Here is a 23,247-nt window from a genome sequence, read left to right as displayed (position 1 = left end):
GCCAGCGCCTCCCGGCCAAAGGCCGGGAGGTGCCCCCACGCGCCCCTGAGTGACTGCCCCTTTGCGTTCGGGCGTCTGTCAGACCAGGCTGTCGCGCCAGGCGCGGTGGAGGTCGGCGAAGCGGCCGCGGCCGCCGATCAGGTCGGCCGGGCGGCCGTCCTCGACGATCCGGCCCTGGTCCATCACCAGCACCCGGTCGGCGATCTCGACGGTGGAGAGCCGGTGGGCGATGACCACCGCGGTGCGGCCCGCCAGGACCGTCCGCATGGCCTGCTGCACCGCCTGTTCGCCCGGCACGTCCAGCGAGCTGGTGGCCTCGTCGAGGATCAGCACCGCCGGGTCGGCGAGCAGCGCCCGGGCGAAGGCGACGAGCTGCCGCTGCCCGGCCGAGATCCGGCCGCCGCGCTTGCGGACGTCGGTGTCGAAGCCCTCCGGCAGCGCCGTGATGAACTCGTACGCGCCGATGTCCCGGGCGGCCCGTTCGACCTCCTCGCGGGTGGCGCCGGGACGGCCGATCGCGATGTTCTCGGCGACCGTGCCGGAGAACAGGAAGGACTCCTGGGTGACCATGACGACGTTGCGCCGCAGCTCGTCCCCGGAGAGCTCGCGCAGGTCGACGCCGTCGAGCGCGACCCGGCCGTCGGTCGGGTCGTAGAACCGGGCGAGCAGCTTGGCCAGCGTGGACTTGCCGGCGCCGGTGGCGCCGACGACCGCGGTGGTGCGCCCGGCGGGGAGCACCAGGTCGAAGCGGGGCAGCACCTCCTTGCCGGTGCGGTAGGCGAAGCGGACGCCGTCGAAGGAGACGGTGCGGCCCTTCACCGGGTGCTCCGGCAGCGGTGCGGGGACGGCCGGCTCGGCCACCGAGGGCTCGTGCGCCAGCAGGCCGGCGATCTTCTCCAGTGCGGCGGCCGCCGACTGGTAGCTGTTGAGGAACATCGCCAGCTGGTCGAGCGGCTCGTACAGCCGGCGCAGGTAGAGCACGAAGGCGGTGAGCACGCCGAGTTCGACCGAGCCGTCGGCGACCAGCAGGGCGCCGGCCACCACCACGCCGGTGATCCACACGTTGGCGATCGCCCGGGAGGTGGTGACGTAGCGGGCCATCTCCAGCAGGCCGTCCGCGGTGGTGGCGGCGTACTGGTGGTTGACCGTGCCGAAGGCCTCGTCGTTGGCCCGCTCGCGGCGGAAGGCCTGGACGGGGCGGATGCCGTTCATGGTCTCGGTGAACCGGACGATCACCGCGGCCACCGCCGTCCGGGAGCGCCGGTAGACCCGCTGCGAGCGCCGGCGGAACGACCGGACGCTGAGGTACATCGGCAGGAAGGACAGCAGCGACAGCAGGCCGAGCCGCCAGTCCATCACCATCAGGACCAGCGAGATCCAGAACACCGACAGGACGACCGAGAGCAGCTCCTGCAGGCCCTCGGCGAGCAGTTCGCGCAGGGCGTCGACGTCGCTGGTGGCGCGGGAGATGATCCGGCCGGAGGTGTAGCGCTCGTGGAAGTCCAGGCTGAGCCGCTGGGCGTGCCGGAAGATCCGGCCGCGCAGCTCCAGCAGGACGTCCTGGTTGATCCGGGCGCTGAAGCGGATGAAGGCGCGCTGCAGCACGGTGCTGAGCGCGGCGCAGCCCAGGTAGGCGGCGATCACCGCGATCAGCGGGCCGCTGTCGTGCTCCCGCAGGGCCGGGATGCCGCGGTCCATCGCGAAGGCCACCAGCAGCGGCCCGGCCTGCAGGGCGGCCTGCTGGACGAGGATCACCAGCATGGCGGCGGCGATCCGGCCGCGGTGCGGGCCGAGCAGTTCGCCGAGCAGCCGGCGGGCGGCGCCCTGCGGGACGGGGATGTCCTCGTCCTCGGCCGGCGCCGGGAGTTCCTCGGCCAGCTCCTCGGCGGCGTCGACCGCGGTGGTGCTCATCGGGTGCTGATCCCTTCCGGTACGGGGGCGGCCTCGCCCGTCATCAGCTCGCGGTAGACGGCGGAGCTCTGCAGCAGTTCGTGGTGGGTGCCCACGGCGGCGATCCGGCCCTCGTGCAGCACGGCCACCCGGTCGGCCAGCATGACCGTGCTCGGGCGGTGCGCGACGACCAGTGCGGTGGTGCCGTCGAGGACGCGCCGCAGCGCCTGCTCGACCAGCGCCTCGGTGTGCACGTCGAGGGCGGAGAGCGGGTCGTCCAGCACCAGGAAGCGCGGGTCGCCGACGACTGCGCGGGCCAGGGCGAGGCGCTGGCGCTGGCCGCCGGAGAGGCTGAGGCCCTGCTCGCCGACCTGGGTCGCGGTGCCGGCCGGCAGCCGGTCGACGAAGTGCGCCTGGGCGGTGTCGAGGGCGGCGGCCAGCTGCTCGGTGCCGGCCGCCGGTGCGCCCATCAGCACGTTCTCGGCGACCGAGGCGGAGAAGAGCGTCGGCTCCTCGAAGGCGACGGCGACCAGTTCGCGCAGCTCGGCGCGGGGGATCGTGCGGATGTCCCGGCCGTCCAGGGCGACGGTGCCGCCGGTGGCCTCGTACAGCCGGGGCAGCAGGGCGGTGAGCGTGGTCTTGCCGCTGCCGGTCGCGCCGACCAGGGCCATCGTCTCGCCGGGCCGGACGTGCAGGTCGATGCCGCACAGCAGGTCGGGGCTGTCCGCGGGGGCGTCGGGGTAGCGGAAGCGCACCCCGGACAGCCGGATGCCCCGCTCGGCGGCGGGGCCGGGCCCGGCCTGCTCGGTGTCGGAGGGCTCGGGTTCGTCCATCACCTCGTAGAAGCGGTCGGTGGCGGTGGCGGCCTCGTTCGCGTACGCGACCAGCCAGCCCAGCGACTCGACCGGCCAGCGCAGGGCCAGCGCGGTGGAGAGGAAGGCCACCAGGGTGCCCGCCGACATCTCGTCGTGGGCAACCAGGACGGCGCCGAGCGCCAGGGCCGCGCCGAGCGCGAGCTCCGGCAGGCCGACGATGACCGCCCAGAGGTTGGCCAGCATCCCGGCCTTGCCGAGTTCGGTCTCGCGCAGCGAGCGGGACTGCTCGGCGAAGCGCTCGGCCATGGTGCGGTGCCGGCCGAAGGCCTTGAGGATGCGGATGCCGAGCACCGACTCCTCGACCACCGTGGCGAGGTCGCCGTTCTGGTCCTGCGCACGGCGGGCGGCGCCGGAGTACCGCTGCTCGAAGTGGTGCGTCAGCCAGGTCAGCGGCCCCATCGGGATCAGCGCGATCAGCGCGAGCCGCCAGTCCAGGGCGAACATCAGGCCGGTGCCGACGAGGAAGACCGTGCAGTTGACGATCAGGAAGACCAGCGGGAAGGCCAGGAACAGCCGCATGGTGAACATGTCGGAGGTGGCCCGGCTGAGCAGCTGGCCGGAGGGCCACCGGTCGTGGAAGGAGACCGGCAGCCGCTGCAGCTTGGCGAACAGGTCGCCGCGCATGGCGGCCTCGACCCGGGCCAGCGGGCGGGCGACGACCACCCTGCGCACCCCGAACAGGCCCGCCTCGGCGAGGCCGAGCAGCAGGAGCAGGCCGGCGAGCGGCCAGAGCCCGGCCATGTCGTGGTCGGCGATCGGGCCGTCGACGATCCGCCGGAGCACCACCGGCACGGCGAGCACGCTCACCGAGGCGGTGAGCGCGGCGGCGACCGAGCCGGCGATCCGCCAGCGGGCGATGCGGGCGTACGGCCACAGGCGCAGCAGCGAGCGCACGGTGGACCGGCGGGGGCCGTCGGGGGCTTGGTTCGTGGACATCGCGCCTGAGGGTAGGCGCTGTCCGGTCATTTCTCATCCGGTTTTTCGCACCTGACGTCGGGTTCCGGCCGGACGGGCCGGTGGTCGCGCGCAGCGTGGGAGGTGCGCAGGGGGCGTGCGGCCATTCGAGTGCATCCGTGGCACCCGCGCGCCGTGCGCGCCTCGGCCGTCCGGGTGTCGCCGTGCGATGTGATCCGTGTGCGAAGAGTGGCCGCCGACCTGCCATGGCGGCCTCCCACGACGTTCGAGAGGTGTCCCATGACGGTCGAGACACAGCCCGCGGCGCAGCCGGCCGGCGCACAGGACCGGATCCAGCTCAGCAGCCTCAGCACGGCGGCGGCGCGCAACCTCGCCACCACCACCAAGTCGCAGCCGCAGATGCAGGAGATCAGCTCGCGGTGGCTGCTCAAGGCGCTGCCGTGGGTCCAGGTGTCCGGCGGCACCTACCGGGTCAACCGGCGGCTGAGCTACGCCGTCGGCGACGGCCGGCTGACCTTCGTGAAGACCGGCTCCCGGGTCCAGGTCGTCCCGGCGGAGCTCGGCGAGCTGCCGCTGCTGCGCGGCTTCGACGAGCCGCTGGCGCTCGGCGCGCTGGCCGGCCGCTTCGTCCAGCAGGAGTTCGAGCCGGGCCAGGTGATCGTCGAGCGCGGCCGCCCGGCCGACCACGTCTACCTGATCGCGCACGGCAAGGTGGAGCAGATCGGCGCCGGCAAGTACGGCGAGGAGACCGTCCTCGGCGTGCTCGCCGACGGCGCGTCCTTCGGCGGCCACGTGCTCGGAGGGCTCGACGGCGACTGGGAGTTCACCGCCAAGGCGGCGACCGCGGTCACCGTGCTGGCGCTGCCCCACCAGGCGTACCAGCTGGTCGCCGCCGAGTACCAGCAGCTGCGCGACCACGTCCTGGGCCTGTCCGGCAACGGGCACCGGCCGCAGAACGCCCACGGCGAGGCCGCGATCGAGATGTCCGCCGGCCACACCGGCGAGCACGAGCTGCCGGCGACCTTCGTCGACTACGAACTCGCCCCCCGCGAGTACGAGCTGAGCGTCGCCCAGACGGTGCTGCGGGTGCACACCCGGGTCGCCGACCTCTACAACAAGCCGATGAACCAGACCGAGCAGCAGCTGCGGCTGACCATCGAGGCGCTGCGCGAGCGCCAGGAGCACGAGCTGGTCAACAACCCCGAGTTCGGCCTGCTCGCCAACGCCGACTACGACCAGCGGATCCAGACCCACTCCGGCCCGCCCACCCCGGACGACCTGGACGAGCTGCTCAGCATGCGGCGGCAGACCACCCACCTGTTCGCCCACCCGCGGGCGATCGCCGCCTTCGGCCGGGAGTGCAACCGGCGCGGCCTGTACTTCGGCACCGTCGAGGTCGGCGGCCACCACCTGCCGGCCTGGCGCGGGGTGCCGATCCTGCCCTGCGGCAAGATCCCGGTCACCGAGGGGCACACCACCTCGATCGTCGCGATGCGCGTCGGCGAGGCGGAGCAGGGCGTGATCGGCCTCAACCAGACCGGCCTGCCCGACGAGTACGAGCCCGGCCTCAACGTCCGCTTCATGGGCATCGACGACAAGGCCGTCATCTCCTACCTGGTCAGCACCTACTACTCGGCCGCCGTGCTCGTCCCGGACGCGCTCGGACTGCTCGAGAACGTCGAGGTCAACCGCCCGCTCGGCTGAGCCGCGGTCAGTCCGGGGCGGGCACCCGCAGCAGCTGCAGCGAACGCCCGCCCAGCAGCACGCTGCCCGGCGCCGGGTGGTGCGGCCCCGGCCCGTCCGCCGGGGCCGCGGTGTCGACGACCGTCTCGTAGGAGTCCGCCCACGGCGCGCCGGGCAGCGCGAAGGGGACGGGCTCGGCGCCGGCGTTCACCAGCAGCAGGAAGCTGTCGTCGGCGAGCGGCCGGCCCCGCTGGTCGCGCTCGGACATCGCGCTGCCGGAGAGCAGCATGCCGAGCACCGCGGTCGGCGCGAACCAGTCCGCCTCGGTCATCTGCTCGCCGCGCGGGGTGAACCAGGCGAGGTCGCGCTGGCCGCCGGGCACCGTCTCCCGCCCGGAGAAGAACGCCCGCTGCCGCAGCACCGGGTGGGCGCGGCGCAGTCGGACCAGCCGGGAGACCAGGTCGGTGAGCGAGGACCACTCCGAGTCGTCCAGCAGCGACCAGTCCAGCCAGCCGGTCTCGTTGTCCTGGCAGTAGGCGTTGTTGTTGCCGTGCTGGGTGCGGCCGAGCTCGTCGCCGGCGGTGAGCATCGGCACGCCGCCGGAGAGCAGCAGGGTGGCGAGCAGGTTGGCCAGCTGGCGGCGGCGCAGGGTGCGCACCGCCGGGTCGTCGGTCTCGCCCTCGGCGCCGTGGTTCCAGGACCGGTTGTCGTCGGTGCCGTCGCGGTTCTGCTCCCCGTTGGCCTCGTTGTGCTTGCGGTTGTAGGAGACCAGGTCGCGCAGGGTGAAGCCGTCGTGCGCGGTGACGAAGTTGACCGAGGCGTAGGGGCGACGGCCGCCGCGCTGGTAGAGGTCGGAGGAGCCGGAGAGCCGGTAGCCGAGCTCCCGGACGTCTGGTCTGGCGCCGCGCCAGAAGTCGCGGACGGTGTCCCGGTACTTGTCGTTCCACTCGGCCCACAGCGGCGGGAAGCCGCCGACCTGGTAGCCGCCCGGGCCGACGTCCCACGGCTCGGCGATCAGCTTGACCCGGCTGAGCACCGGGTCCTGGGAGACCGCGGCGAGGAAGGGGTGGTGCATCTCCACGCCGTCGTGCCCACGGGCCAGCGCCGCGGCGAGGTCGAAGCGGAAGCCGTCGACGCCCATCTCGCCGACCCAGTACCGCAGCGAGTCGGTGATCAGCCGGACGACGTGCGGCTGCCGGGTGTCCAGGGTGTTGCCGCAGCCGGTGTAGTCGGCGTAGCCGCGGCGGCTGCGGTCGAGCCGGTAGTAGCCGCCGTTGTCGATGCCGCGCAGCGACAGTGCCGGGCCCATCACCCCGGCCTCGGCGGTGTGGTTGTAGACGACGTCGAGGATCACCTCGATGCCGGCCGCGTGCAGCGCCCGCACCATCCGCTTGAACTCGCCGACCTGGCCGCCGCGGCTGCCGGAGGCGGAGAAGCCGGCGTGCGGGGCGAAGTAGCCGAGCGTGTTGTAGCCCCAGTAGTTGGTCAGCCCGCGGGCCTGCAGGTGGTCCTCGCTGACGTGGTGGTGGACGGGCAGCAGCTCCACCGCGGTGACGCCGAGCCGGGTGAGGTGGGCGATCGCCGCCGGGTGGGCGAGGCCCGCGTAGGTGCCGCGCAGCTCCGGCGGCACCTCCGGGTGGCGCATGGTGAAGCCGCGCACGTGCACCTCGTACAGCACCGTCTCGGCCCACGGGGTCTTCGGCCGCTGGTCGTCGTACCAGTCGTCGTCGTCGTGGACGACCACCGCCCTCGGCACGTACGGCGCCGAGTCGCGGTTGTCGCGCACCGTGTCGGCGACGTCCGGCTCGGGCCAGCCGCGCACCGCGCTGCAGGTCGCGTCGTGGCTGGTGTAGTCGCCGTCGATCGCCCGGGCGTACGGGTCGAGCAGCAGCTTGGCCGGGTTCCAGCGGGCGCCCGTCCACGGGTCCCAGCGGCCGTGCACCCGGTAGCCGTAGCGGGTGCCGGGCAGCACGCCGGGCAGGTAGCCGTGCCAGGTCTGGAAGGTCTGCTCGGTCAGCCGGTGCCGGGTCTCGGTGCCGTCCTCGGCGAACAGGCACAGGTCGACGGCCTCGGCGCCGGCCGCCCAGAGCGCGAAGTTGGTGCCGCAGCCGCCGTCCGGGGCGGTGCGGAAGCGGGCGCCGAGCGGCTGCCAGCTGCCCGGCCACGGGTCTGCGGGCGGCGCCGGCTGCGCGTCGGCGGCGCGTTCGGGCGCGGCCGCGGGTGGGCGGCCGGTCTCCCGGCGCGTGCTCCGTGCCAGCTCCTGCCACGCCGTCATCGCCGCACCCTCCCTGCGCGGGGGTCCCGTACCCGCCCTCCAGTTGTTCCCTGATCCCGTGCAGGTGTCACGTGGCCGATCGTGTTGTGACGCTGGGTGAACGGGGCGGCGTCCGCCGGGTGGCGCGCCGGCTCGTGTCCGGCGCCCCGCGGCCTCGTTTGACCGGGTGCCGGGCGCCCTGGGCGCGACGGCGCGCGGCCGACCGGAAGCGCGGCGGGAAGCGGCGGACCTGGAGGGACGAACATGCTCGCGGTGGCACGGCGCTGGGCGGTGGCGGCGGCTGCGCTCCTCGCACTGCCGGCCGGCTGCACCGGCGGACCGGCCGGGGGCGGGGACGGCGGCCCGGCGGGCGGCCGTCCGCCGATCTCCCGCGCGGTGGTCACCGCGCTGCCGGCGGACGGCGCCCAGGAGGTCCACTCCGACGCCGAGGTGTCCGTCACCGTCGCCGAGGGCCGGCTGCTGTCGGTGCGGCTGGCCGACGACCGCGGGGTGGCGGTGCCCGGCCGCACCGCCCCGGACGGCTCCCGCTGGACCCCGGAGGAGCCGCTCGCCCCGGCCACCCCGTACACCGTCGACGCCCTCGCCCAGGACGCGGACGGGCTGCGCGCCGCCCACCACTCCGCCTTCGTGACGGCCGGTCCGGCGCACACCGTGGCCGCCCTCGTCACTCCGGAGGACGGGGCGCTGGTCGGGGTGGGGATGCCCGTCTCGCTGCGGTTCACCCGTCCGGTCGCGGACCGGCCGGCGGCGGAGCGGGCCGTCGAGGTGGCCGCCGACCCGCCGGTGCCGCTGGCCGCGCACTGGTTCGGCAACCGCCGCCTGGACGTCCGGCCGCAGTCCTACTGGGCGCCGGGCACCCGGGTGACCGTCACCCTGCGGCTGAAGGACGTGGAGCTGGCGCCCGGTGAGTTCGGCACCCAGGCCAAGGAGGTGGCGTTCACCGTCGGCCGGGCCCGGGTGTCCACCGTCGACCTGGCGGGCAGCACGCTGACGGTGCGCGAGGACGGGGTGCCGGTGCGCACCCTGAAGATCACCGCCGGCGGCCCGCAGCACCCCACCTACCGGGGCGTCATGGTGGTCTCGGAGAAGTTCGAGGAGACCCGGATGAACGCCCGGACGGTCGGCCTCGGCGACGAGTACGACATCAAGGACGTCCCGCACGCGATGCGGCTGACCGACTCCGGCACCTTCGTGCACGGCAACTACTGGGCCGAGGAGGAGGTGTTCGGCGCCGCCAACACCAGCCACGGCTGCATCGGGATCGCCGATCGGCAGGGCGGTGACGCCGACTCGCCGGCCGGCTGGTTCTTCGAGCACACCCTGGTCGGCGACGTGCTGGAGGTGCGCGGCGACACCGGCGCGGTCGTCCAGCCGTCCAACGGCCTGAACGGCTGGAACCTGCCCTGGGCGGCCTGGCTGCAGGGCAGCGCGCTGGGTTCCGCACCGCGCTGACCTGCACCCGGCGATTCACCGAACCGGCACCCCCCACCTGCGGAAGATTCACTCATCCGGGGCAGTTATCCTGGCGTGCCGCGCGGGCCGGGGGCTCTTCCCCGTCGGCGGCGCGCGGAAGAAGTCCGACCCCCGGTGAAACCGACCCGGGCGCGGATGCGTGTATCCAGCGTGGGTACCGGGAGGGGAGCAACCGAGTGAAGCCGGTTCAGGCGGCCGAGGCCGCGATAGTCAGAGGTGCGGCCGCGACGGGCCGCACCGGTCGTACCGCACGCACCGCGGCCGTCGCGCTGGCGATGGGCGGCGTGCTGCTGTTCACCGCCGCCTGCAACGACGGCGGTTCGGGCGGATCCGGCGGTTCGGCTGCCGCGGGCGCCTCCGGCGGTGCGAGCGGCGCGGCCGGCTCGTCCGGCGGCTCCACCACGCAGGCCGCCCCCAAGGCGTCCGCCGCGGTGCTCACCGTCAGCGCCAAGGACGGCGCCACCGACGTCCAGCCGGGCGGCTTCACCGTGACGGTCGCGAGCGGCAAGCTCACCTCCGTCGAGCTGAAGGACAAGAACGACAAGGCGGTCGCCGGCACCATCGCCGCCGACGGCCTCAGCTGGAAGCCGAGCGCGCCGCTCGCGGTCGGCATGGCCTACACCGTCAACGCGCAGGCCAAGGACGACGCCGGCCTGCCCGCCGCGATCTCCTCCGGCTTCACCACGCTGTCCCCGGCGAAGAAGGTCGCGACCAACGACAACATCGCCGACAACGGCACCTACGGCGTCGGCATGATCGTCTCGGTGGCGTTCAGCAAGCCGGTCAAGAACAAGGACGCCGTCCTCAAGGGCATCACCGTCGAGGCCAGCGACGGCACCGTCGTGAAGGGCCACTGGTTCGGCTCGCAGCGCCTGGACATCCGCCCGGCGGAGTACTGGAAGCCCGGCACCAAGGTGACGGTCAAGTACCGGCTGAAGAGCGTCGAGGTCTCCCCGGGCGTCTACGGCGACGTGGACCGCGACGAGCCGTTCACCATCGGCCGCTACCAGGTCAGCACCGTCGACGCCGCCAAGCACGTGATGACGGTGGCGAGCGGCGGCGGCGCCACCAAGAGCATCCCGATCACCGCGGGCAACGACCAGAACCCGTCCTGGAACGGCACGATGGTCATCTCCGGCAAGGAGAAGGTGACCCGGATGAACTCGGCCACCGTGGCCAACGTCAAGGGCGACGAGTACGACGTCCCGGACGTGCCGCACGCGATGCGTCTCACCACCACGGGCACCTACGTGCACGGCAACTACTGGGGCAACGCCTTCGGCAAGTCCAACGCCAGCCACGGCTGCATCGGCCTGAAGGACGTCAAGGGCGGCAGCGAGTCCTCCTCGGCCGGCACCTTCTTCAACAGCTCGCTGGTCGGCGACGTGGTGAAGATCGTCAACTCCAAGGGCCGCACGGTCTCCCCGGACAACGGCCTCAGCGGCTGGACGCTCCCCTGGAGCAACTGGTAGGCCGCACGCCTCCGGACACCCGGTGACCCCGCCGACGGCCCGGCCGCTCCCCGTGAGCGGCCGGGCCGTTGCGGGTTCGTGACCGGATCGTCGCGCTGCGGGCTGCAACTCCGGCCCCGCCCGGAGCGTGTATTCGGTGGGTGCCGCGACGGGGAGTGCGCGGCGGGGACGGAGGGGGACCGGCATGGGGTCCGTGCGCAGAGGTCTGACGGCGGGTCTGCTCGGGGGAGCACTGGTGCTGGCGGCGGCGGCCTGCGGGCCGTCCGGGTCGCCGGGGGGCGCGGCCTCCGCCGCGGGGACGACGGCCGCCCGGCCGCGGCCCACCGTCCCGGCGGCGGTGGTGACCGTCGAGCCGAAGAACGGCGCCACCGACGTCAAGCCGTCCGGGGCGCTGAAGGTCACCGCGACCGGCGGGAAGCTGACCTCCGTCAAGGTGACCGGCGAGGACGGCCGGGAGGTGCCCGGCACGCTCGCCGCGGACGGCCTCGGCTGGACGCCCGCCGCCGCACTCGCCGTCTCCGCGCGGTACCGGGTGACGGCGCGGGCCACCGACCCGAACGGGCTGGTGACCACCGCCGAGAGCGCCTTCAGCACGCTGACCCCGGCCCGGCGGACCGGCTCCTACAGCAACCTGGACGACGGGCAGACGTACGGCGTCGGCATGATCGTGTCGCTGCGCTTCCGCAAGGCGGTGCAGAACCGCGCCGAGGTGGAGCGCGCGGTGGTCTTCGAGACCTCCGACGGCACCGCGGTGAAGCCGCACTGGTTCGGCGACGACCGGGTGGACTTCCGCCCGGCGGAGTACTGGAAGCCCGGCACCAAGGTGACGGTGAAGTACCGGCTGAAGAGCGCCGAGCTCGCCCCCGGCGTCTACGGGGACAAGGACGGCGAGGAGCACTTCACCGTCGGCCGCTCCCGGGTGAGCACGGCGGACGTCGCCACCCACCGGATGGCCGTGGTGGAGAACGGGCAGACGGTGGACACCGTGAAGTTCACCGCCGGCAAGGCCGGGTTCGACAGCTTCAACGGCACCATGGTCATCGAGGAGATGGCCCGCAAGACGCGGATGTCCTCCAACGGCGTCAGCGGCATCCGGGCCGGCGACGAGTACGACCTCGACGACGTGCCGCACGCCATGCGGCTCACCGACACCGGCACCTACGTGCACGGCAACTCCTGGGCGATCGGCTCGATGGGCCGCTCCAACGCCAGCCACGGCTGCATCGGCATCGCCGACACCCGCTACGGCAGCGACGGCACCGACGCCGGCCGCTTCTACAACGCGTCAATGATCGGCGACGTCGTCACCGTGGTGAATTCCGACGGCCCGCGGGTGTCCGGCGAGAACGGCCTGAGCGGGTGGAACGTGCCCTGGACTGCCTGGTAGGCCCGTCCGGCGTGCCGCTGTCATATGTCCCCCGCCGTGATCGTTTGCTCATTGTCCGTACGCACCCGCATGCGTTCCGCAATGATGGGCGCCATGGCGGGATGGCGTGAGGCGGACCAGGCGTCGAATCGGGTGCTCGGCACGGCCGGTGACGACGCGTCGGCCGGCCGCGGCCTCGCGCTGGCGGCCCTGGAGCGGCTGACCGCGGACGAGCTGGAGCAGGCCGCCTTCGAGCTGCTGCGCGACCCGGCGGCCGAGGAGGAGGTGCGGCTGCCCTCCCGCCCCGAGTCGGCCGGGATCGCCCGCCGCCTGGTCGTCGCCGTGCTCGGCGCCTGGGAGCTGGTGCAGCAGCTGGACGTCGGCGAGTTACTGGTCGGCGAGCTGGTCGCCAACGCCGTGCGGCACGCCGGGGGGCGTACCGTCGGCCTGAAGATGGCACGCCGGCCGGGCTGGGTGCGGATCGAGGTCCGGGACTCCTCGCGGGCGCTGCCCTGCCTGATCGTGGCGGCCGAGCGCGGCGGGGCGGAGAACGGCCACGGGCTGGTGCTGGTCGACGCGGTGTCGGACCGCTGGGGCGCGGACCTGCTGCCGCGCGGCAAGTCCGTCTGGTGCGAGCTGAGGGTGCGCGAGCGCGCCGCCTGACGCGGCGGGCCCGGGTGCCCGGACATGAGCAGGGCCCCCGTTCCGCTCGGTGTGCGGTGTCGGGGGCCCGTGCGCGTCACCGCGCGGCCAAGGGGGTGCGCGCCGCGCGGTGGGAACGGCCGAACCGGGTCGGTGGAGGCCGTGGAATGCCTCCACTGTCGCATGCCAGGACTGGTCTGGACAAATCGATCCAAAGGTGCATACCCCTCGCAACCTTCGAAGACTTACCAAACCCGAATGAACGGCCCATGAATGCCTGCCGTCAGGCCGGGCTTCCGCCCGGCCCGGTCAGCACTCGATGACGTTCACGGCGAGGCCGCCGCGCGAGGTCTCCTTGTACTTGATCTTCATGTCGGCGCCGGTCTCCTTCATGGTCTTGATCGCCTTGTCGAGGGAGACGTGGTGCCGGCCGTCGCCGCGCAGCGCCATCCGCGCCGCCGTGACGGCCTTCACCGAGGCCATGCCGTTCCGCTCGATGCAGGGGATCTGCACCAGGCCGCCGACCGGGTCGCAGGTCAGGCCGAGGTTGTGCTCGATGCCGATCTCCGCGGCGTTCTCGACCTGCTCGGGGCTGCCGCCGAGCACCTCGGCGAGGCCGCCGGCCGCCATCGAGCAGGCCGAGCCGACCTCGCCCTGGCAGCCGACCTCGGCGCCGGAGATCGAGGCGTTCTCCTTGAAGAGCATGCCGATCGCGCCGGCCGCCAGCAGGAAGCGCACGATGCCCTCGTCGTCGGCGCCGGGCACGAAGTTCAGGTAGTAGTGCAGCACGGCCGGGACGATGCCCGCGGCACCGTTGGTCGGCGCGGTGACCACCCGGCGGCCGGAGGCGTTCTCCTCGTTCACCGCCATCGCGTAGAGGGTCACCCACTCCATCGCGTTGGCCGGGCCGATGCCCTCGGCGCGCAGCGCCCGGGCGGCCGAGGCGGCCCGGCGGCGGACCTTCAGCCCGCCCGGCAGGATGCCCTCGCGACCGAGCCCGGCCGCGACGCACTCCTGCATGACGTGCCAGATCTCCAGCAGCCCGGCCCGGATCTCGGCCTCGCTGCGCCAGGCCTTCTCGTTCTCCAGCATCAGGCCGGAGATCGACAGGCCGGTCTCGCGGGTGAGCCGCAGCAGCTCCTCGCCGGTGCGGAAGGGGTAGCGCAGCGCGGTGTCGTCCGGCTTGACCCGGTCGGCGCCTATCGCGTCCTCGTCGACGACGAAGCCGCCGCCGACCGAGTAGTAGGTCTTCTCCAGGACGGGCGCACCGGCCTCGTCGTACGCGGCCAGGGTCATGCCGTTGGCGTGGTACGGCAGCGAGCGGCGGCGGTGCAGCACCAGCTGGGTCGCCGGGTCGAAGGCGATCTCGTGCTGGACGTCCTTGTCCTGGGCGAGCAGCCGCAGCCGCTTGTCGCGCTGGATGCGCTCGACGTCGAGGTCGGCCTGGTCGACGTCGACGGTGCGCGGGGAGTTGCCCTCCAGGCCCAGCAGGACGGCCTTGGGGGTGCCGTGGCCGTGGCCGGTGGCGCCGAGCGAGCCGAAGAGCTCGGCCCGGACGGAGGCGGTGCTCTCCAGCAGCCCCTCCGAGTGCAGGCGGCGGGCGAACATCCGGGCCGCCCGCATCGGGCCCACGGTGTGGGAACTGGACGGCCCGATGCCGACGGAGAAGAGGTCGAAGACGCTGATGGCCACGGGGGGACGTCCTTGTCTGGTCTCGTGGAAGGACTTGCTGGGTGACACGGAAGGGGGCACCGCGCGCACTGTCCAGTGTGCGCGGTGCCCCGGAATTCCTGGTGTCCGGCCGGGGTGAGGCCGGTCACCGGGGGACGAACCGCCGAGACCGGCCGGCGATCGGGGGCGTCGCGCTCCGATCGCCGATCGGTCCTACCGCGGGGTGCGGATCACAGCTCGGGGTAGAGCGGGTACTTCGCGGCGAGCGCGGTCACCCGGGCCTTGAGCGCGGTGGCCTTGGCCTCGTCGAAGCCGGGCAGCAGGGTCTCGGCGATGACGTCGGCGACCTCGCGGAAGTCCTCCGCGCCGAAGCCGCGGGTGGCCAGCGCCGGGGTGCCGATGCGCAGGCCGGAGGTGACCATCGGCGGGCGGGGGTCGTTCGGCACCGCGTTGCGGTTCACGGTGATGCCGACCTCGTGCAGGCGGTCCTCGGCGTCCTGGCCGTTGAGCTCGCTGTTGCGCAGGTCGACCAGGACGAGGTGCACGTCGGTGCCGCCGGAGAGCACCGAGACGCCGGCGTCCACGGTGTCCTGGCGCAGCAGGCGCTCGGCCAGGATCTTCGCGCCCTCCAGGGTGCGGCGCTGGCGGTCCTTGAACTCCTCCGAGGCGGCGACCTTGAAGGCCACGGCCTTGGCGGCGATCACGTGCTCCAGCGGGCCGCCCTGCTGGCCGGGGAAGACCGCGGAGTTGATCTTCTTGGCCCACTGCTCCTTGCAGAGGATGACGCCGCCGCGCGGGCCGCCCAGCGTCTTGTGGGTGGTGGTGGTGACCACGTCCGCGTACGGCACGGGCGAGGGGTGCAGGCCCGCGGCGACCAGGCCGGCGAAGTGCGCCATGTCGACCATGAGCAGCGCGCCGACCTCGTCCGCGATGCGGCGGAACTCGGCGAAGTCCAGCTGGCGCGGGTAGGCGGACCAGCCGGCGATGATCAGCTTGGGCTGGTGCTCCTTGGCGAGGCGCTCGACCTCGGCCATGTCCACCTGGCCGGTCTTCTCGTCGACGTGGTACGCGGCCACGTTGTAGAGCTTGCCGGAGAAGTTGATCTTCATGCCGTGGGTGAGGTGGCCGCCGTGCGCCAGGCTCAGGCCCAGGATGGTGTCGCCCGGCTGGATCAGCGCGAACATCGCGGCGGCGTTCGCCTGCGCACCGGAGTGCGGCTGGACGTTGGCGTGCTCCGCCCCGAACAGCGCCTTCACCCGGTCGATGGCGATCTGCTCGGCGACGTCGACGTGCTCGCAGCCGCCGTAGTAGCGCTTGCCGGGGTAGCCCTCGGCGTACTTGTTGGTCAGGACCGAACCCTGGGCCTCCATGACCGCCACCGGGGCGAAGTTCTCGGAGGCGATCATTTCGAGGGTGGTCTGCTGGCGGTGCAGCTCGGCGTCGACCGCGGCCGCGATCTCCGGGTCGAGCGCGTGCAGGGACTGGTTCAGAACCGTCATGAGGTGGGGTCTCCCCGTGGAGCGAAGGGCTGGAGCGGGGCGGCCGCCGCACTGCGGCCGCCCCGTTGGGCGGGCGGTCAGCCGCCGATGAACGCGGTGTACGCCTCGGCGTCGAGCAGCTCGTCGGTCGCCTCGACGCGGACCTTGAACAGCCAGCCATCCTCGAACGGGGAGCTGTTCACCAGGGCGTTGTCGTCGAGGACGGCCTGGTTGACCTCCACGACCTCGCCGGTGACGGGCGAGAACAGGTCGCTGACCGACTTGGTGGACTCGAGCTCGCCACAGGTCTCACCGGCGGTGACGCTGTCACCGACCTCCGGGAGCTGGACGTAGACGATGTCGCCGAGGGCGTCGGCCGCGTGCGCGGTGATGCCGATCGTCGACACCCCGTCCACGGCGGCGGTCAGCCACTCGTGCTCCTTGGTGTACTGCAGGTGCGTGGGGTTGCTCATGGCGTCATTCTCCAGGATCGCAAGAGGGAGGGGCGTGGCCGTCCGCTGAGCGGACCGCCCCGGGCAGGACGGTTCAGGACGGTTCAGGGCGGTGCTGGGAGCGGCGGGGGCGCTCAGCGGGCGCGCTTGTAGAACGGCAGCGCCACGACCTCGACCGGCTCGGCCTTGCCGCGCACGTCGACCGCGACGGCGGTGCCGGGCGCGGCGTGCGCCGCGTCCACGTAGGCGATGGCGATCGGCTTGCCGAGGGTGGGGGAGGGCGCGCCCGAGGTGATCCGGCCGATCGGGTTGCCGTCGGCGTCGACCACCGCGTACTCGGCGCGCGGCACCCGCTTGCCCTCGGAGACCAGGCCGACCAGCTTGCGCGGCGGCGCGGACTCGGCCTCGACGGCCGCCTGCTCCAGGGCCTTGCGCCCGACGAAGGCGCCCTCGTTGGTGGTCTTGTCGAAGCGCACCACGCGGCCGAGGCCGGCGTCGAACGGGGTCAGGTCGGTGGACAGCTCGTGGCCGTACAGCGGCATGCCCGCCTCCAGGCGCAGCGTGTCGCGGCAGGACAGGCCGCACGGCACCAGGCCCTTGTCGGCACCGGCCGCGGTCAGCGCCGACCACAGGTGCTCGGCGTCGGCCGGGGCGCAGAAGACCTCGAAACCGTCCTCGCCGGTGTAGCCCGTACGGGCGAGCCAGACCTGCTTGCCGGCGACGGTCGCGGGCAGCAGCGCGTAGTACTTCAGGCCGGGCAGGTCGGCGTCGGTCAGCGAGGCGAGGATGTCGTTCGCCTCCGGGCCCTGGACGGCGATCAGCGCGTAGGCGTCGCGGTCGTCGCGGACGACGGCGTCGAAGCCCTCGGCGCGCTCGGTCAGCGCGTCCAGCACCACCTGGGCGTTGGAGGCGTTCGCGACCACCATGTACTCGTCCTCCGCGGTGCGGTAGACGATCAGGTCGTCGAGGATGCCGCCGTCCTCGCGGCAGATCATGGTGTAGCGGGCGCGCAGCACGCCCAGCGCCGAGATGAAGCCGACCAGCGCGTGGTCCAGCATCTCGCCGGCCTGCGGGCCGGAGACGGTGATCTCGCCCATGTGCGAGAGGTCGAACAGACCGGCCTTCGTGCGGACGGCGAGGTGCTCCTCGCGCTCGCTGCCGTAGCGCAGCGGCATGTCCCAGCCGGCGAAGTCGGTCATGGTGGCACCGAGCGAACGGTGCAGCGCGTCGAGCGCGGTGAGGCGGAGGGACATGACGGCAGGACTCCTTGGCTGCTCTGCGGGCACACGGGCGACCCTCCCGCCCGGAAACGGGCAGGACGGCGGATGGAGTCTCCCCGTCTGTCGTCAACAACCTGAGAGCTTCACCGCCACCTCAAGGATGGCGGCTTGCACCGTGGGTGGGCGCACGGCGCGGCCGTGTCCACTTTCCAGATGTGCCTCGCCCGTGCGGTATGGGTGCCTGAGAGATTCCGGGGAGGACTTGCTCCTTCGGCGCCGGCCTCGCCCCTGGGGGCGTTCCGGACTCTCCCGCGCGGGTTCGAGCGGCCAGTATGAACTTGGAGGGTCGAGCGCGCTCATCATGGCATGCCGCCGGGCCTGATGGGAGAGGGGGCGGCCCGCTAGGCTCTGTGCAGGGGACGAGCGAAGGGGCCGTACATGGGGTATCCGGCGGGCGAGGCACAGGCGTGGGCCGCACCCGGCACGGCGCCGGAGGGCGGCACCTGGCCGTCCAACGAACTGGAGCAGGTGCTCACCGCCGCGCTCGGCGACCCCGGCGCCACGCCCCGGGTGATCGAGGTGCTCGCCCGCAGCCAGGTGTGGATCCCGCTGCCGGCCGGCGCCGACCCGCAGGGCACCTCGCTGGACCTGCCGACCATCGAACTCGCCGGTACCCCCTACGTGCCGGTGTTCTCCTCGCAGGAGCAGTTCCTGCAGCACGCCCCGGGCATGGCGTTCGCGATCGCACCGGTGTGGGAGTTCGCCCGCGGGCTGCCGCTCGGCATCGGCATCGCCGTCAACCCGGAGGCGCCGGTGGGCATCCCGGTGCCGCCGGAGGGCGTCGGCGAGCTGCGCCGCGGACCGCAGGGCGGCCGCACCGCCGGCGAGGCCGTCGAGGGCGCCTCGGTGGCGCTGCGCGAGCCCGAGCCGCACCAGGAGCCGTACGCCTTCCTCGCCGCGGCCACCTCCGAACTGTCCCGGCTGCCCGGCGTGCTGACGGCCCGTCGGGCGCTCGCCCGGGTGGAGGCGGACGCCCCGCAGCTGTACGTCGGGATCCAGCTCGACCCGGCCGGTCCGGCCGATCCGGTGCAGGTCAACGAGGCGCTCGGCCGCGCGCTCGGAACCGCGCCGCCGCCGTGGGGCGTCCACCTGGTGCTGCTGGACATGGCCGACGACCCCGTCGTCGAGTGGCTGCTGACCTGCGTGGCGCCCTTCTACGTCCGGGCGTGACCGCCGGTCCGGCCGGCCCGGGCGCCTGCCGGCGGGACACCGGCGCCGCCCGGGGGTATCACGAGGGGGTATGCGGCATGACGCCTGTCGGCCGCGCGCAATAGGGTGCTGCCCGGCAGTGGGCACGAGCGGCGGAAGACGGAACAAGACGGGGCACGGCGACGTGAGCGAGCGGAGCGAGGCGGGCGCATGAGCGCGGCAGCGGCAGGCGGCGGGCCGGGCCCGTGGGGCCAGGCACCCGTGGCACCGCCCGGCGGTGACCCGGGCGCCATCGAGCGCGCCCTCGGCGCGGTCGTCCCGGAACGCTACGACGCGTACGAGAACCTGCTGCGGGCGCTCGCCCAGGGGCAGGTCTGGATGCTGCTCTGGCACGGCACGCCCGGCAGCCCGGACGCCCAGTACGGGAACATGGACATCGGCGGGCACGGCTACGCCCCCGCCGTCACCTCGGCCGAGCAGCTCGCCGCCAGCGGCTGGGCCCGCGCCCACGAGGTGATCTCCGGCCAGGAGATCGCCGCCGCGCTCTTCCGCACCCGCTGGGGCCTGTGGCTGAACCCGCACGCCCCGGGCGGCGGCGTCGGCGTCCCCTGGGCCGACCTGAGACGCGTCGCGATCGGCCTGGACCGGCTGCCGGCCGGTCCGCTGCGGATCTCCGAGCCGCGGCTGAACGCGCCGCAGTTCTACGGTCTGCTGGAGCAGCAGGCCGTGCAGACCCGTCCGCTGCGCTCGCTGCGCCAGGCGTGGGTGCAGCCCGCTCTGGGCGAGGCGTACCTGGCCGTCGGCCTGGACCTGTACGACAACTCTCCGCCGTCGGTGGAGGCCGCCCGCGCCCTGGTGCAGCGGGCCGCGCAGCTCGCCCCGGAGGGGCTGGCGGTGTCGACGGTCGCGATGGCGGACGAGTTCGACCCGGTCGCGATGTGGATGCGGGCGAACGCCCGCCCGTTCTTCGACCGCGACACCCAGTTCGGGCACCCGCAGGGCGCGGCCCCCTACCCGCCCTACGGTTACTCTCCGCAATCGGCGCCGGGTCCGCAGCCGTGGCCCCAGCAGCCGTGGCCGGGCTACCCCGGCCGCTGATCCTTCGCCTTTCCCTCCCCTTTACCCGCCCTTGTGGCGACCGTCCGCCAGTGGCGGGTCATGCCCAGGTGGTGGCGGTTTCCCGCCGTTGGCGGGCTTCCGTCAGTACCCGTCTTGACAGGCTTGTTTCAGCCGTGTGAAGAGGTGTATTCGCGGTCACAACGGGCTGCATGCCGACAGATCACAGTTAGGCATCCTTCGGTTGCCCCCTCTGGCGGAACCTCTCCCCGATGACAGAGAGTGCTGCCCACGGCCAGTGCGCGAGCCGATCCCCACAAAGGTGATCGCGCCCTGGCGACGCCGAACCGCGCGATGTGCATGCCGCGCACTCCGGCACCACGCAGGACCCGCAGTACCCCCGCAAACGCCGTGATCCGCCGCCCCGGCCCCGTGCCCGGACGGCAGGCTCCGGCACCCCGAAAACGAACTCTGCACCGCCGCACCGGCGTACGGAACCACCGCACCGCTCTGCACCGCACCTGTCGCGAACTCCGGACCGCACCGGGGTCCGGGCCCTGATCGGGCCCGGGTCGCCCCGCCGGACCGGGCCGTGGGCCGGCCACCGTCGGCGAGGGGAACGAACTGACTCATGACCACACCCACCGAGACCACCGGCTCTGCCCGGCCCGAGGCCGCAACTGCCGCCCCGGCCAAGCGCATCCAGGGCCGCTCTCCGGGCCGGATCGCCTGGGACCGGCTGAAGCGTGACAAGGTCGCCCTCGCGGGCGGCACCGTGGTGCTCCTGCTGATCCTCGCCGCGATCTTCGCGCCGGTGCTGACGGCGCTGTTCGGCCACCCGGTCGACGAGCCCCACCCGGACCAGATCAACCCGGACCTCGGCCTCCCCAGGGGCGCGTTCGGCGGCATGAGCGGCGACTTCCTGCTCGGCGTCGACCCGACGTTCGGCCGCGACGTCTTCAGCCGGATCCTCTACGGCGCCCAGATCTCGCTCACCGTGGCCTTCCTCGCGGCCGGCGTCTCCGTCCTGATCGGCGTCGTGCTCGGCGCCGCGGCCGGCTACTTCGGCGGCTGGGTCGACGCGGCGATCAGCCGGGTGATGGACGTGCTGCTGGCCTTCCCGCAGCTGCTGTTCTCCATCGCGCTCGTCTCGGTCATGCCGAACTCGCTGCTCGGCCTCGGCGGCACCGCCCTGCGCATGGGCATCCTGGTCCTGGTCATCGGCTTCTTCGGCTGGCCGTACATCGGCCGCATCGTCCGCGGCCAGGCACTGTCGCTGCGCGAGCGGGAGTTCGTGGACGCCGCCCGCAGCCTCGGCGCCGGCAGCATCCACATCCTCTTCCGCGAGCTGCTGCCGAACCTGGTCGCCCCGATCCTCGTCTACACGACGCTGATCATCCCCACCAACATCCTCAGCGAGGCGGCGCTCAGCTTCCTGGGTGCCGGCGTCAAGCCGCCGACGCCCTCCTGGGGACAGATGCTCTCCGAGGCGACCCGGATCTACCAGGCCGACCCGACCTACATGGTCGTCCCCGGTCTCGCGATCTTCGTCACGGTGCTCGCGTTCAACCTCTTCGGCGACGGCCTCCGGGACGCGCTCGACCCCAAGGGCAACTAGCCCTCCCTCTCCCCCCACATACCAGGCAGGTCCCTCTCAGCCTGCCCACCCCCGGCGGACCGTTCGTGCCCGCACATCACCAGGAGGACTCCGTACCCATGAAGCGCAACAGGACACTTGCCGCAGCTTCCCTCGTGGCTGCGCTCGCCCTGACCACCGCGGCCTGCGGCGGCACCAAGGGCGGTGGCACGAGCGACAGCGCGAGCAAGGGCTCGGCCGGCTTCAACGCCGCGGTTGACAAGGTGCTGAACCCCTCCGACAAGAAGGGCGGCACGCTCAACCTCTGGACGAGCACCGACGTCGACTCGCTCGACCCGGGCCGTGCCTACTACGCCTCGGTGTGGAACTTCGAGCGCTACTACGCCCGCACCCTCCTGGCCTACGACGCCAAGCCGGGCAAGGAAGGCCTCAAGCTCGTCCCGGACCTGGCGGCGAACCAGCCGGCCGTGTCCTCCGACGGCAAGACCTACACCTTCCACCTGAAGCAGGGTCTGAAGTTCGAGGACGGCTCGCCGATCACCTCGAAGGACATCAAGTACGGCATCGAGCGCATCTTCGCGCAGGACGTCGTCTCCGGCGGCCCGACCTACCTGATCCAGTCCCTGGACCAGGGCCAGAACTACAAGGGCCCCTACACCGACACCGACCCCAACAAGCTGGGTCTGAAGTCGGTCGAGACCCCGACCGACACCACCATCGTCTTCAAGCTGGCGAAGGCGGACTCGTCCTTCCCGTACCTGCTCGCGATGGGCTCCGCCGCCCCCGTCCCGCAGAAGCTGGACACCGGCGCGAAGTACGGCGACAAGCCGGTCTCCTCCGGCCCCTACAAGTTCGCCAAGGTCGAGCCGGGCAAGGGCTACGAGCTGGTCCGCAACGAGAACTGGGACCCGGCCTCCGACCCGTTCCGCAAGGCGCTGCCGGACACCGTCAAGCTGACCGTCACCTCGAACGCCGACGACATGGACGCCCGCCTGCTGGCCGGCTCCGTCGACATCGACTTCGGCCAGACCGGTCTCTCCCAGGCCGCCCAGGTCAAGGTCCTGCAGGACGAGAAGCTGAAGGCCAACACGGACGACCCGTACAACGGCTTCATCCGCTTCATCGCGCTGAACCAGAAGGTCGCCCCCTTCGACAACATCCACTGCCGCAAGGCCGTGCTGTACGCGGCCGACCCCACCGCGCTGCAGACCGCCCGCGGCGGTTCGGTCGCCGGTTCCACCTACGGCAACATGCTGCCCCCGAACATCCTCGGCTCGGACGAGTACGACCCGTTCGGCCTGACCGACGGCAAGGCGGACCTGGAGAAGGCCAAGGCCGAGCTCAAGGAGTGCGGCAAGGCCGACGGCTTCACCACCACGATCGCCGTCCGCGGCAACAAGGCCAAGGAGGTCAACTCGGCCGTCGCGCTGCAGACCGCCCTCAAGGCCATCAACGTGACGGTGAACGTCGACCAGTACGACGGCAAGCTGCTCGCCTCCGTCGCCGGTGCGCCGGACGTCGTCCACCAGAAGGGCTACGGCCTGATCGTCGCCGGCTGGGGTGCCGACTACCCGAACGGCGCCGGCTACATGCAGCCCCTGATGGACAGCCGCTTCATCACCAAGAACGGCAACAGCAACTACCCCGAGACCTCTGACCCGGCGATCGACAAGCTCTTCGACGACGCCGCCGCCCAGACGGACCCGGCCAAGGCTGCCGACCTCTACAAGCAGATCAACCACAAGGTCGTCGACACCGCGGTGTGGCTGCCCATCGTGGCCGACAAGGCGCTCAACTACCGCAACCCGCGCCTGACCAACGTCTTCATCACCGACGCGTTCGGCGAGGTCGACTTCCAGGCCCTGGGCGTCTCCGACGGCAAGTGACCTGCCCCGCCCGCAATCGTAGTTCGCACAGCTAGTCCGAAGGGCAGGTGAAGGCTCCGCCCGGGTCGGCCGGCGTCCCCACAGGGA

16 protein-coding genes and 1 riboswitch are annotated in these 23,247 nt (G+C 72.7%); of the genes, 9 read left to right on the top strand and 7 right to left on the bottom strand.

What is annotated here, in order from left to right; genetic code table 11:
• Window positions 1–78 precede the first annotated feature (78 nt).
• Together ABZ641_RS03505 and ABZ641_RS03500 are read right to left on the bottom strand one after the other, a co-directional pair.
• On the bottom strand, window positions 79–1,911 hold the full coding sequence (locus ABZ641_RS03505) for an ABC transporter ATP-binding protein (protein WP_359978863.1): 1,833 nt from the start codon (window positions 1,909–1,911) through the stop codon (window positions 79–81).
• Complete coding sequence (locus tag ABZ641_RS03500) at window positions 1,908–3,701, bottom strand: ABC transporter ATP-binding protein (RefSeq protein ID WP_359978860.1); 1,794 nt, start codon at window positions 3,699–3,701, stop codon at window positions 1,908–1,910. Before ABZ641_RS03500 ends, ABZ641_RS03505 begins: the two co-directional genes overlap by 4 nt.
• A 258-nt stretch (window positions 3,702–3,959) precedes the next feature.
• Between ABZ641_RS03500 and ABZ641_RS03495 the strand changes: the two genes are divergently transcribed.
• On the top strand, window positions 3,960–5,384 hold the full coding sequence (locus tag ABZ641_RS03495; RefSeq protein ID WP_359978857.1) for a family 2B encapsulin nanocompartment shell protein: 1,425 nt from the start codon (window positions 3,960–3,962) through the stop codon (window positions 5,382–5,384).
• Between the two features lie 7 nt (window positions 5,385–5,391).
• On the opposite strand, the gene glgX is transcribed toward ABZ641_RS03495, so the two are convergent.
• Complete coding sequence (gene glgX / locus ABZ641_RS03490; protein WP_359978854.1) at window positions 5,392–7,638, bottom strand: glycogen debranching protein GlgX; 2,247 nt, start codon at window positions 7,636–7,638, stop codon at window positions 5,392–5,394.
• Between the two features lie 243 nt (window positions 7,639–7,881).
• Here glgX and ABZ641_RS03485 point away from each other — a divergent pair, with 243 nt between their 5' ends.
• The 4 genes from ABZ641_RS03485 to ABZ641_RS03470 all read left to right on the top strand — a co-directional run bounded on the left by ABZ641_RS03485 (window position 7,882) and on the right by ABZ641_RS03470 (window position 12,612).
• Window positions 7,882–9,090, top strand: a complete 1,209-nt coding sequence (locus tag ABZ641_RS03485) for an Ig-like domain-containing protein (protein ID WP_359978851.1) — start codon at window positions 7,882–7,884, stop codon at window positions 9,088–9,090.
• Window positions 9,091–9,287: 197 nt separating this feature from the next.
• Window positions 9,288–10,583: an Ig-like domain-containing protein gene (locus ABZ641_RS03480; RefSeq protein ID WP_359978849.1), complete on the top strand. Its 1,296-nt coding sequence runs from the start codon at window positions 9,288–9,290 to the stop codon at window positions 10,581–10,583.
• Between the two features lie 184 nt (window positions 10,584–10,767).
• Window positions 10,768–11,970 (top strand): Ig-like domain-containing protein, encoded by a 1,203-nt coding sequence (locus ABZ641_RS03475; RefSeq protein ID WP_359978847.1) that lies wholly within the window; start codon window positions 10,768–10,770, stop codon window positions 11,968–11,970.
• A 93-nt stretch (window positions 11,971–12,063) separates the two neighbouring features.
• Window positions 12,064–12,612, top strand: a complete 549-nt coding sequence (locus ABZ641_RS03470; RefSeq protein ID WP_344622884.1) for an ATP-binding protein — start codon at window positions 12,064–12,066, stop codon at window positions 12,610–12,612.
• A 288-nt stretch (window positions 12,613–12,900) separates the two neighbouring features.
• On the opposite strand, the gene ABZ641_RS03465 is transcribed toward ABZ641_RS03470, so the two are convergent.
• From ABZ641_RS03465 to gcvT, 4 genes are all read right to left on the bottom strand, one after another.
• Window positions 12,901–14,283, bottom strand: a complete 1,383-nt coding sequence (locus tag ABZ641_RS03465) for an L-serine ammonia-lyase (protein ID WP_344622885.1) — start codon at window positions 14,281–14,283, stop codon at window positions 12,901–12,903.
• Window positions 14,284–14,492: 209 nt separating this feature from the next.
• The gene (glyA, locus tag ABZ641_RS03460) at window positions 14,493–15,761 is read right to left on the bottom strand and encodes a serine hydroxymethyltransferase (protein ID WP_344622886.1); all 1,269 of its coding nucleotides are present in this window, start codon (window positions 15,759–15,761) and stop codon (window positions 14,493–14,495) included.
• A gap of 77 nt (window positions 15,762–15,838) precedes the next feature.
• Complete coding sequence (gene gcvH / locus ABZ641_RS03455) at window positions 15,839–16,213, bottom strand: glycine cleavage system protein GcvH (RefSeq protein ID WP_344622887.1); 375 nt, start codon at window positions 16,211–16,213, stop codon at window positions 15,839–15,841.
• Between the two features lie 113 nt (window positions 16,214–16,326).
• Window positions 16,327–17,445, bottom strand: coding sequence for a glycine cleavage system aminomethyltransferase GcvT (gcvT, locus tag ABZ641_RS03450; protein WP_359978843.1), 1,119 nt, complete (start codon window positions 17,443–17,445; stop codon window positions 16,327–16,329).
• Between the two features lie 186 nt (window positions 17,446–17,631).
• A riboswitch (glycine riboswitch) is annotated at window positions 17,632–17,734 on the bottom strand.
• Between the two features lie 116 nt (window positions 17,735–17,850).
• Between gcvT and ABZ641_RS03445 the strand changes: the two genes are divergently transcribed.
• From ABZ641_RS03445 to ABZ641_RS03430, 4 genes are all read left to right on the top strand, one after another.
• Entirely contained in the window at window positions 17,851–18,642 is a 792-nt protein-coding gene (locus ABZ641_RS03445) for an enhanced serine sensitivity protein SseB (protein WP_344622889.1), read from the top strand.
• A 189-nt stretch (window positions 18,643–18,831) separates the two neighbouring features.
• A complete protein-coding gene (locus ABZ641_RS03440) occupies window positions 18,832–19,719 on the top strand; it encodes an enhanced serine sensitivity protein SseB C-terminal domain-containing protein (protein ID WP_359978839.1) in 888 nt (295 codons plus the stop codon).
• 589 nt (window positions 19,720–20,308) lie between these two features.
• Window positions 20,309–21,295: an ABC transporter permease gene (locus ABZ641_RS03435; protein ID WP_344622891.1), complete on the top strand. Its 987-nt coding sequence runs from the start codon at window positions 20,309–20,311 to the stop codon at window positions 21,293–21,295.
• A 98-nt stretch (window positions 21,296–21,393) separates the two neighbouring features.
• Window positions 21,394–23,160: an ABC transporter substrate-binding protein gene (locus ABZ641_RS03430; RefSeq protein ID WP_359978835.1), complete on the top strand. Its 1,767-nt coding sequence runs from the start codon at window positions 21,394–21,396 to the stop codon at window positions 23,158–23,160.
• Window positions 23,161–23,247: the final 87 nt, after the last annotated feature.

The organism is Kitasatospora sp. NPDC007106 (genome assembly GCF_040634455.1).
In the GTDB taxonomy this organism is placed as follows: domain Bacteria; phylum Actinomycetota; class Actinomycetes; order Streptomycetales; family Streptomycetaceae; genus Kitasatospora; species Kitasatospora arboriphila.
The sequence above is the reverse complement of the archived record's forward strand: the minus strand, read 5'-3'. Positions and strand labels throughout refer to the sequence as shown.

Excerpts from the sequence above, each read along its gene's own strand:
- ABZ641_RS03505 (WP_359978863.1), bottom strand. The coding sequence starts at position 1,911 with ATGAGCACCACCGCGGTCGACGCCGCCGAGGAGCTGGCCGAGGAACTC.
- ABZ641_RS03500 (WP_359978860.1), bottom strand. The coding sequence starts at position 3,701 with ATGTCCACGAACCAAGCCCCCGACGGCCCCCGCCGGTCCACCGTGCGC.
- ABZ641_RS03495 (WP_359978857.1), top strand. The coding sequence starts at position 3,960 with ATGACGGTCGAGACACAGCCCGCGGCGCAGCCGGCCGGCGCACAGGAC.
- glgX (WP_359978854.1), bottom strand. The coding sequence starts at position 7,638 with ATGACGGCGTGGCAGGAGCTGGCACGGAGCACGCGCCGGGAGACCGGC.
- ABZ641_RS03485 (WP_359978851.1), top strand. The coding sequence starts at position 7,882 with ATGCTCGCGGTGGCACGGCGCTGGGCGGTGGCGGCGGCTGCGCTCCTC.
- ABZ641_RS03475 (WP_359978847.1), top strand. The coding sequence starts at position 10,768 with ATGGGGTCCGTGCGCAGAGGTCTGACGGCGGGTCTGCTCGGGGGAGCA.
- ABZ641_RS03470 (WP_344622884.1), top strand. The coding sequence starts at position 12,064 with ATGGCGGGATGGCGTGAGGCGGACCAGGCGTCGAATCGGGTGCTCGGC.
- glyA (WP_344622886.1), bottom strand. The coding sequence starts at position 15,761 with ATGACGGTTCTGAACCAGTCCCTGCACGCGCTCGACCCGGAGATCGCG.
- gcvH (WP_344622887.1), bottom strand. The coding sequence starts at position 16,213 with ATGAGCAACCCCACGCACCTGCAGTACACCAAGGAGCACGAGTGGCTG.
- gcvT (WP_359978843.1), bottom strand. The coding sequence starts at position 17,445 with ATGTCCCTCCGCCTCACCGCGCTCGACGCGCTGCACCGTTCGCTCGGT.
- ABZ641_RS03445 (WP_344622889.1), top strand. The coding sequence starts at position 17,851 with ATGGGGTATCCGGCGGGCGAGGCACAGGCGTGGGCCGCACCCGGCACG.
- ABZ641_RS03440 (WP_359978839.1), top strand. The coding sequence starts at position 18,832 with ATGAGCGCGGCAGCGGCAGGCGGCGGGCCGGGCCCGTGGGGCCAGGCA.
- ABZ641_RS03435 (WP_344622891.1), top strand. The coding sequence starts at position 20,309 with ATGACCACACCCACCGAGACCACCGGCTCTGCCCGGCCCGAGGCCGCA.
- ABZ641_RS03430 (WP_359978835.1), top strand. The coding sequence starts at position 21,394 with ATGAAGCGCAACAGGACACTTGCCGCAGCTTCCCTCGTGGCTGCGCTC.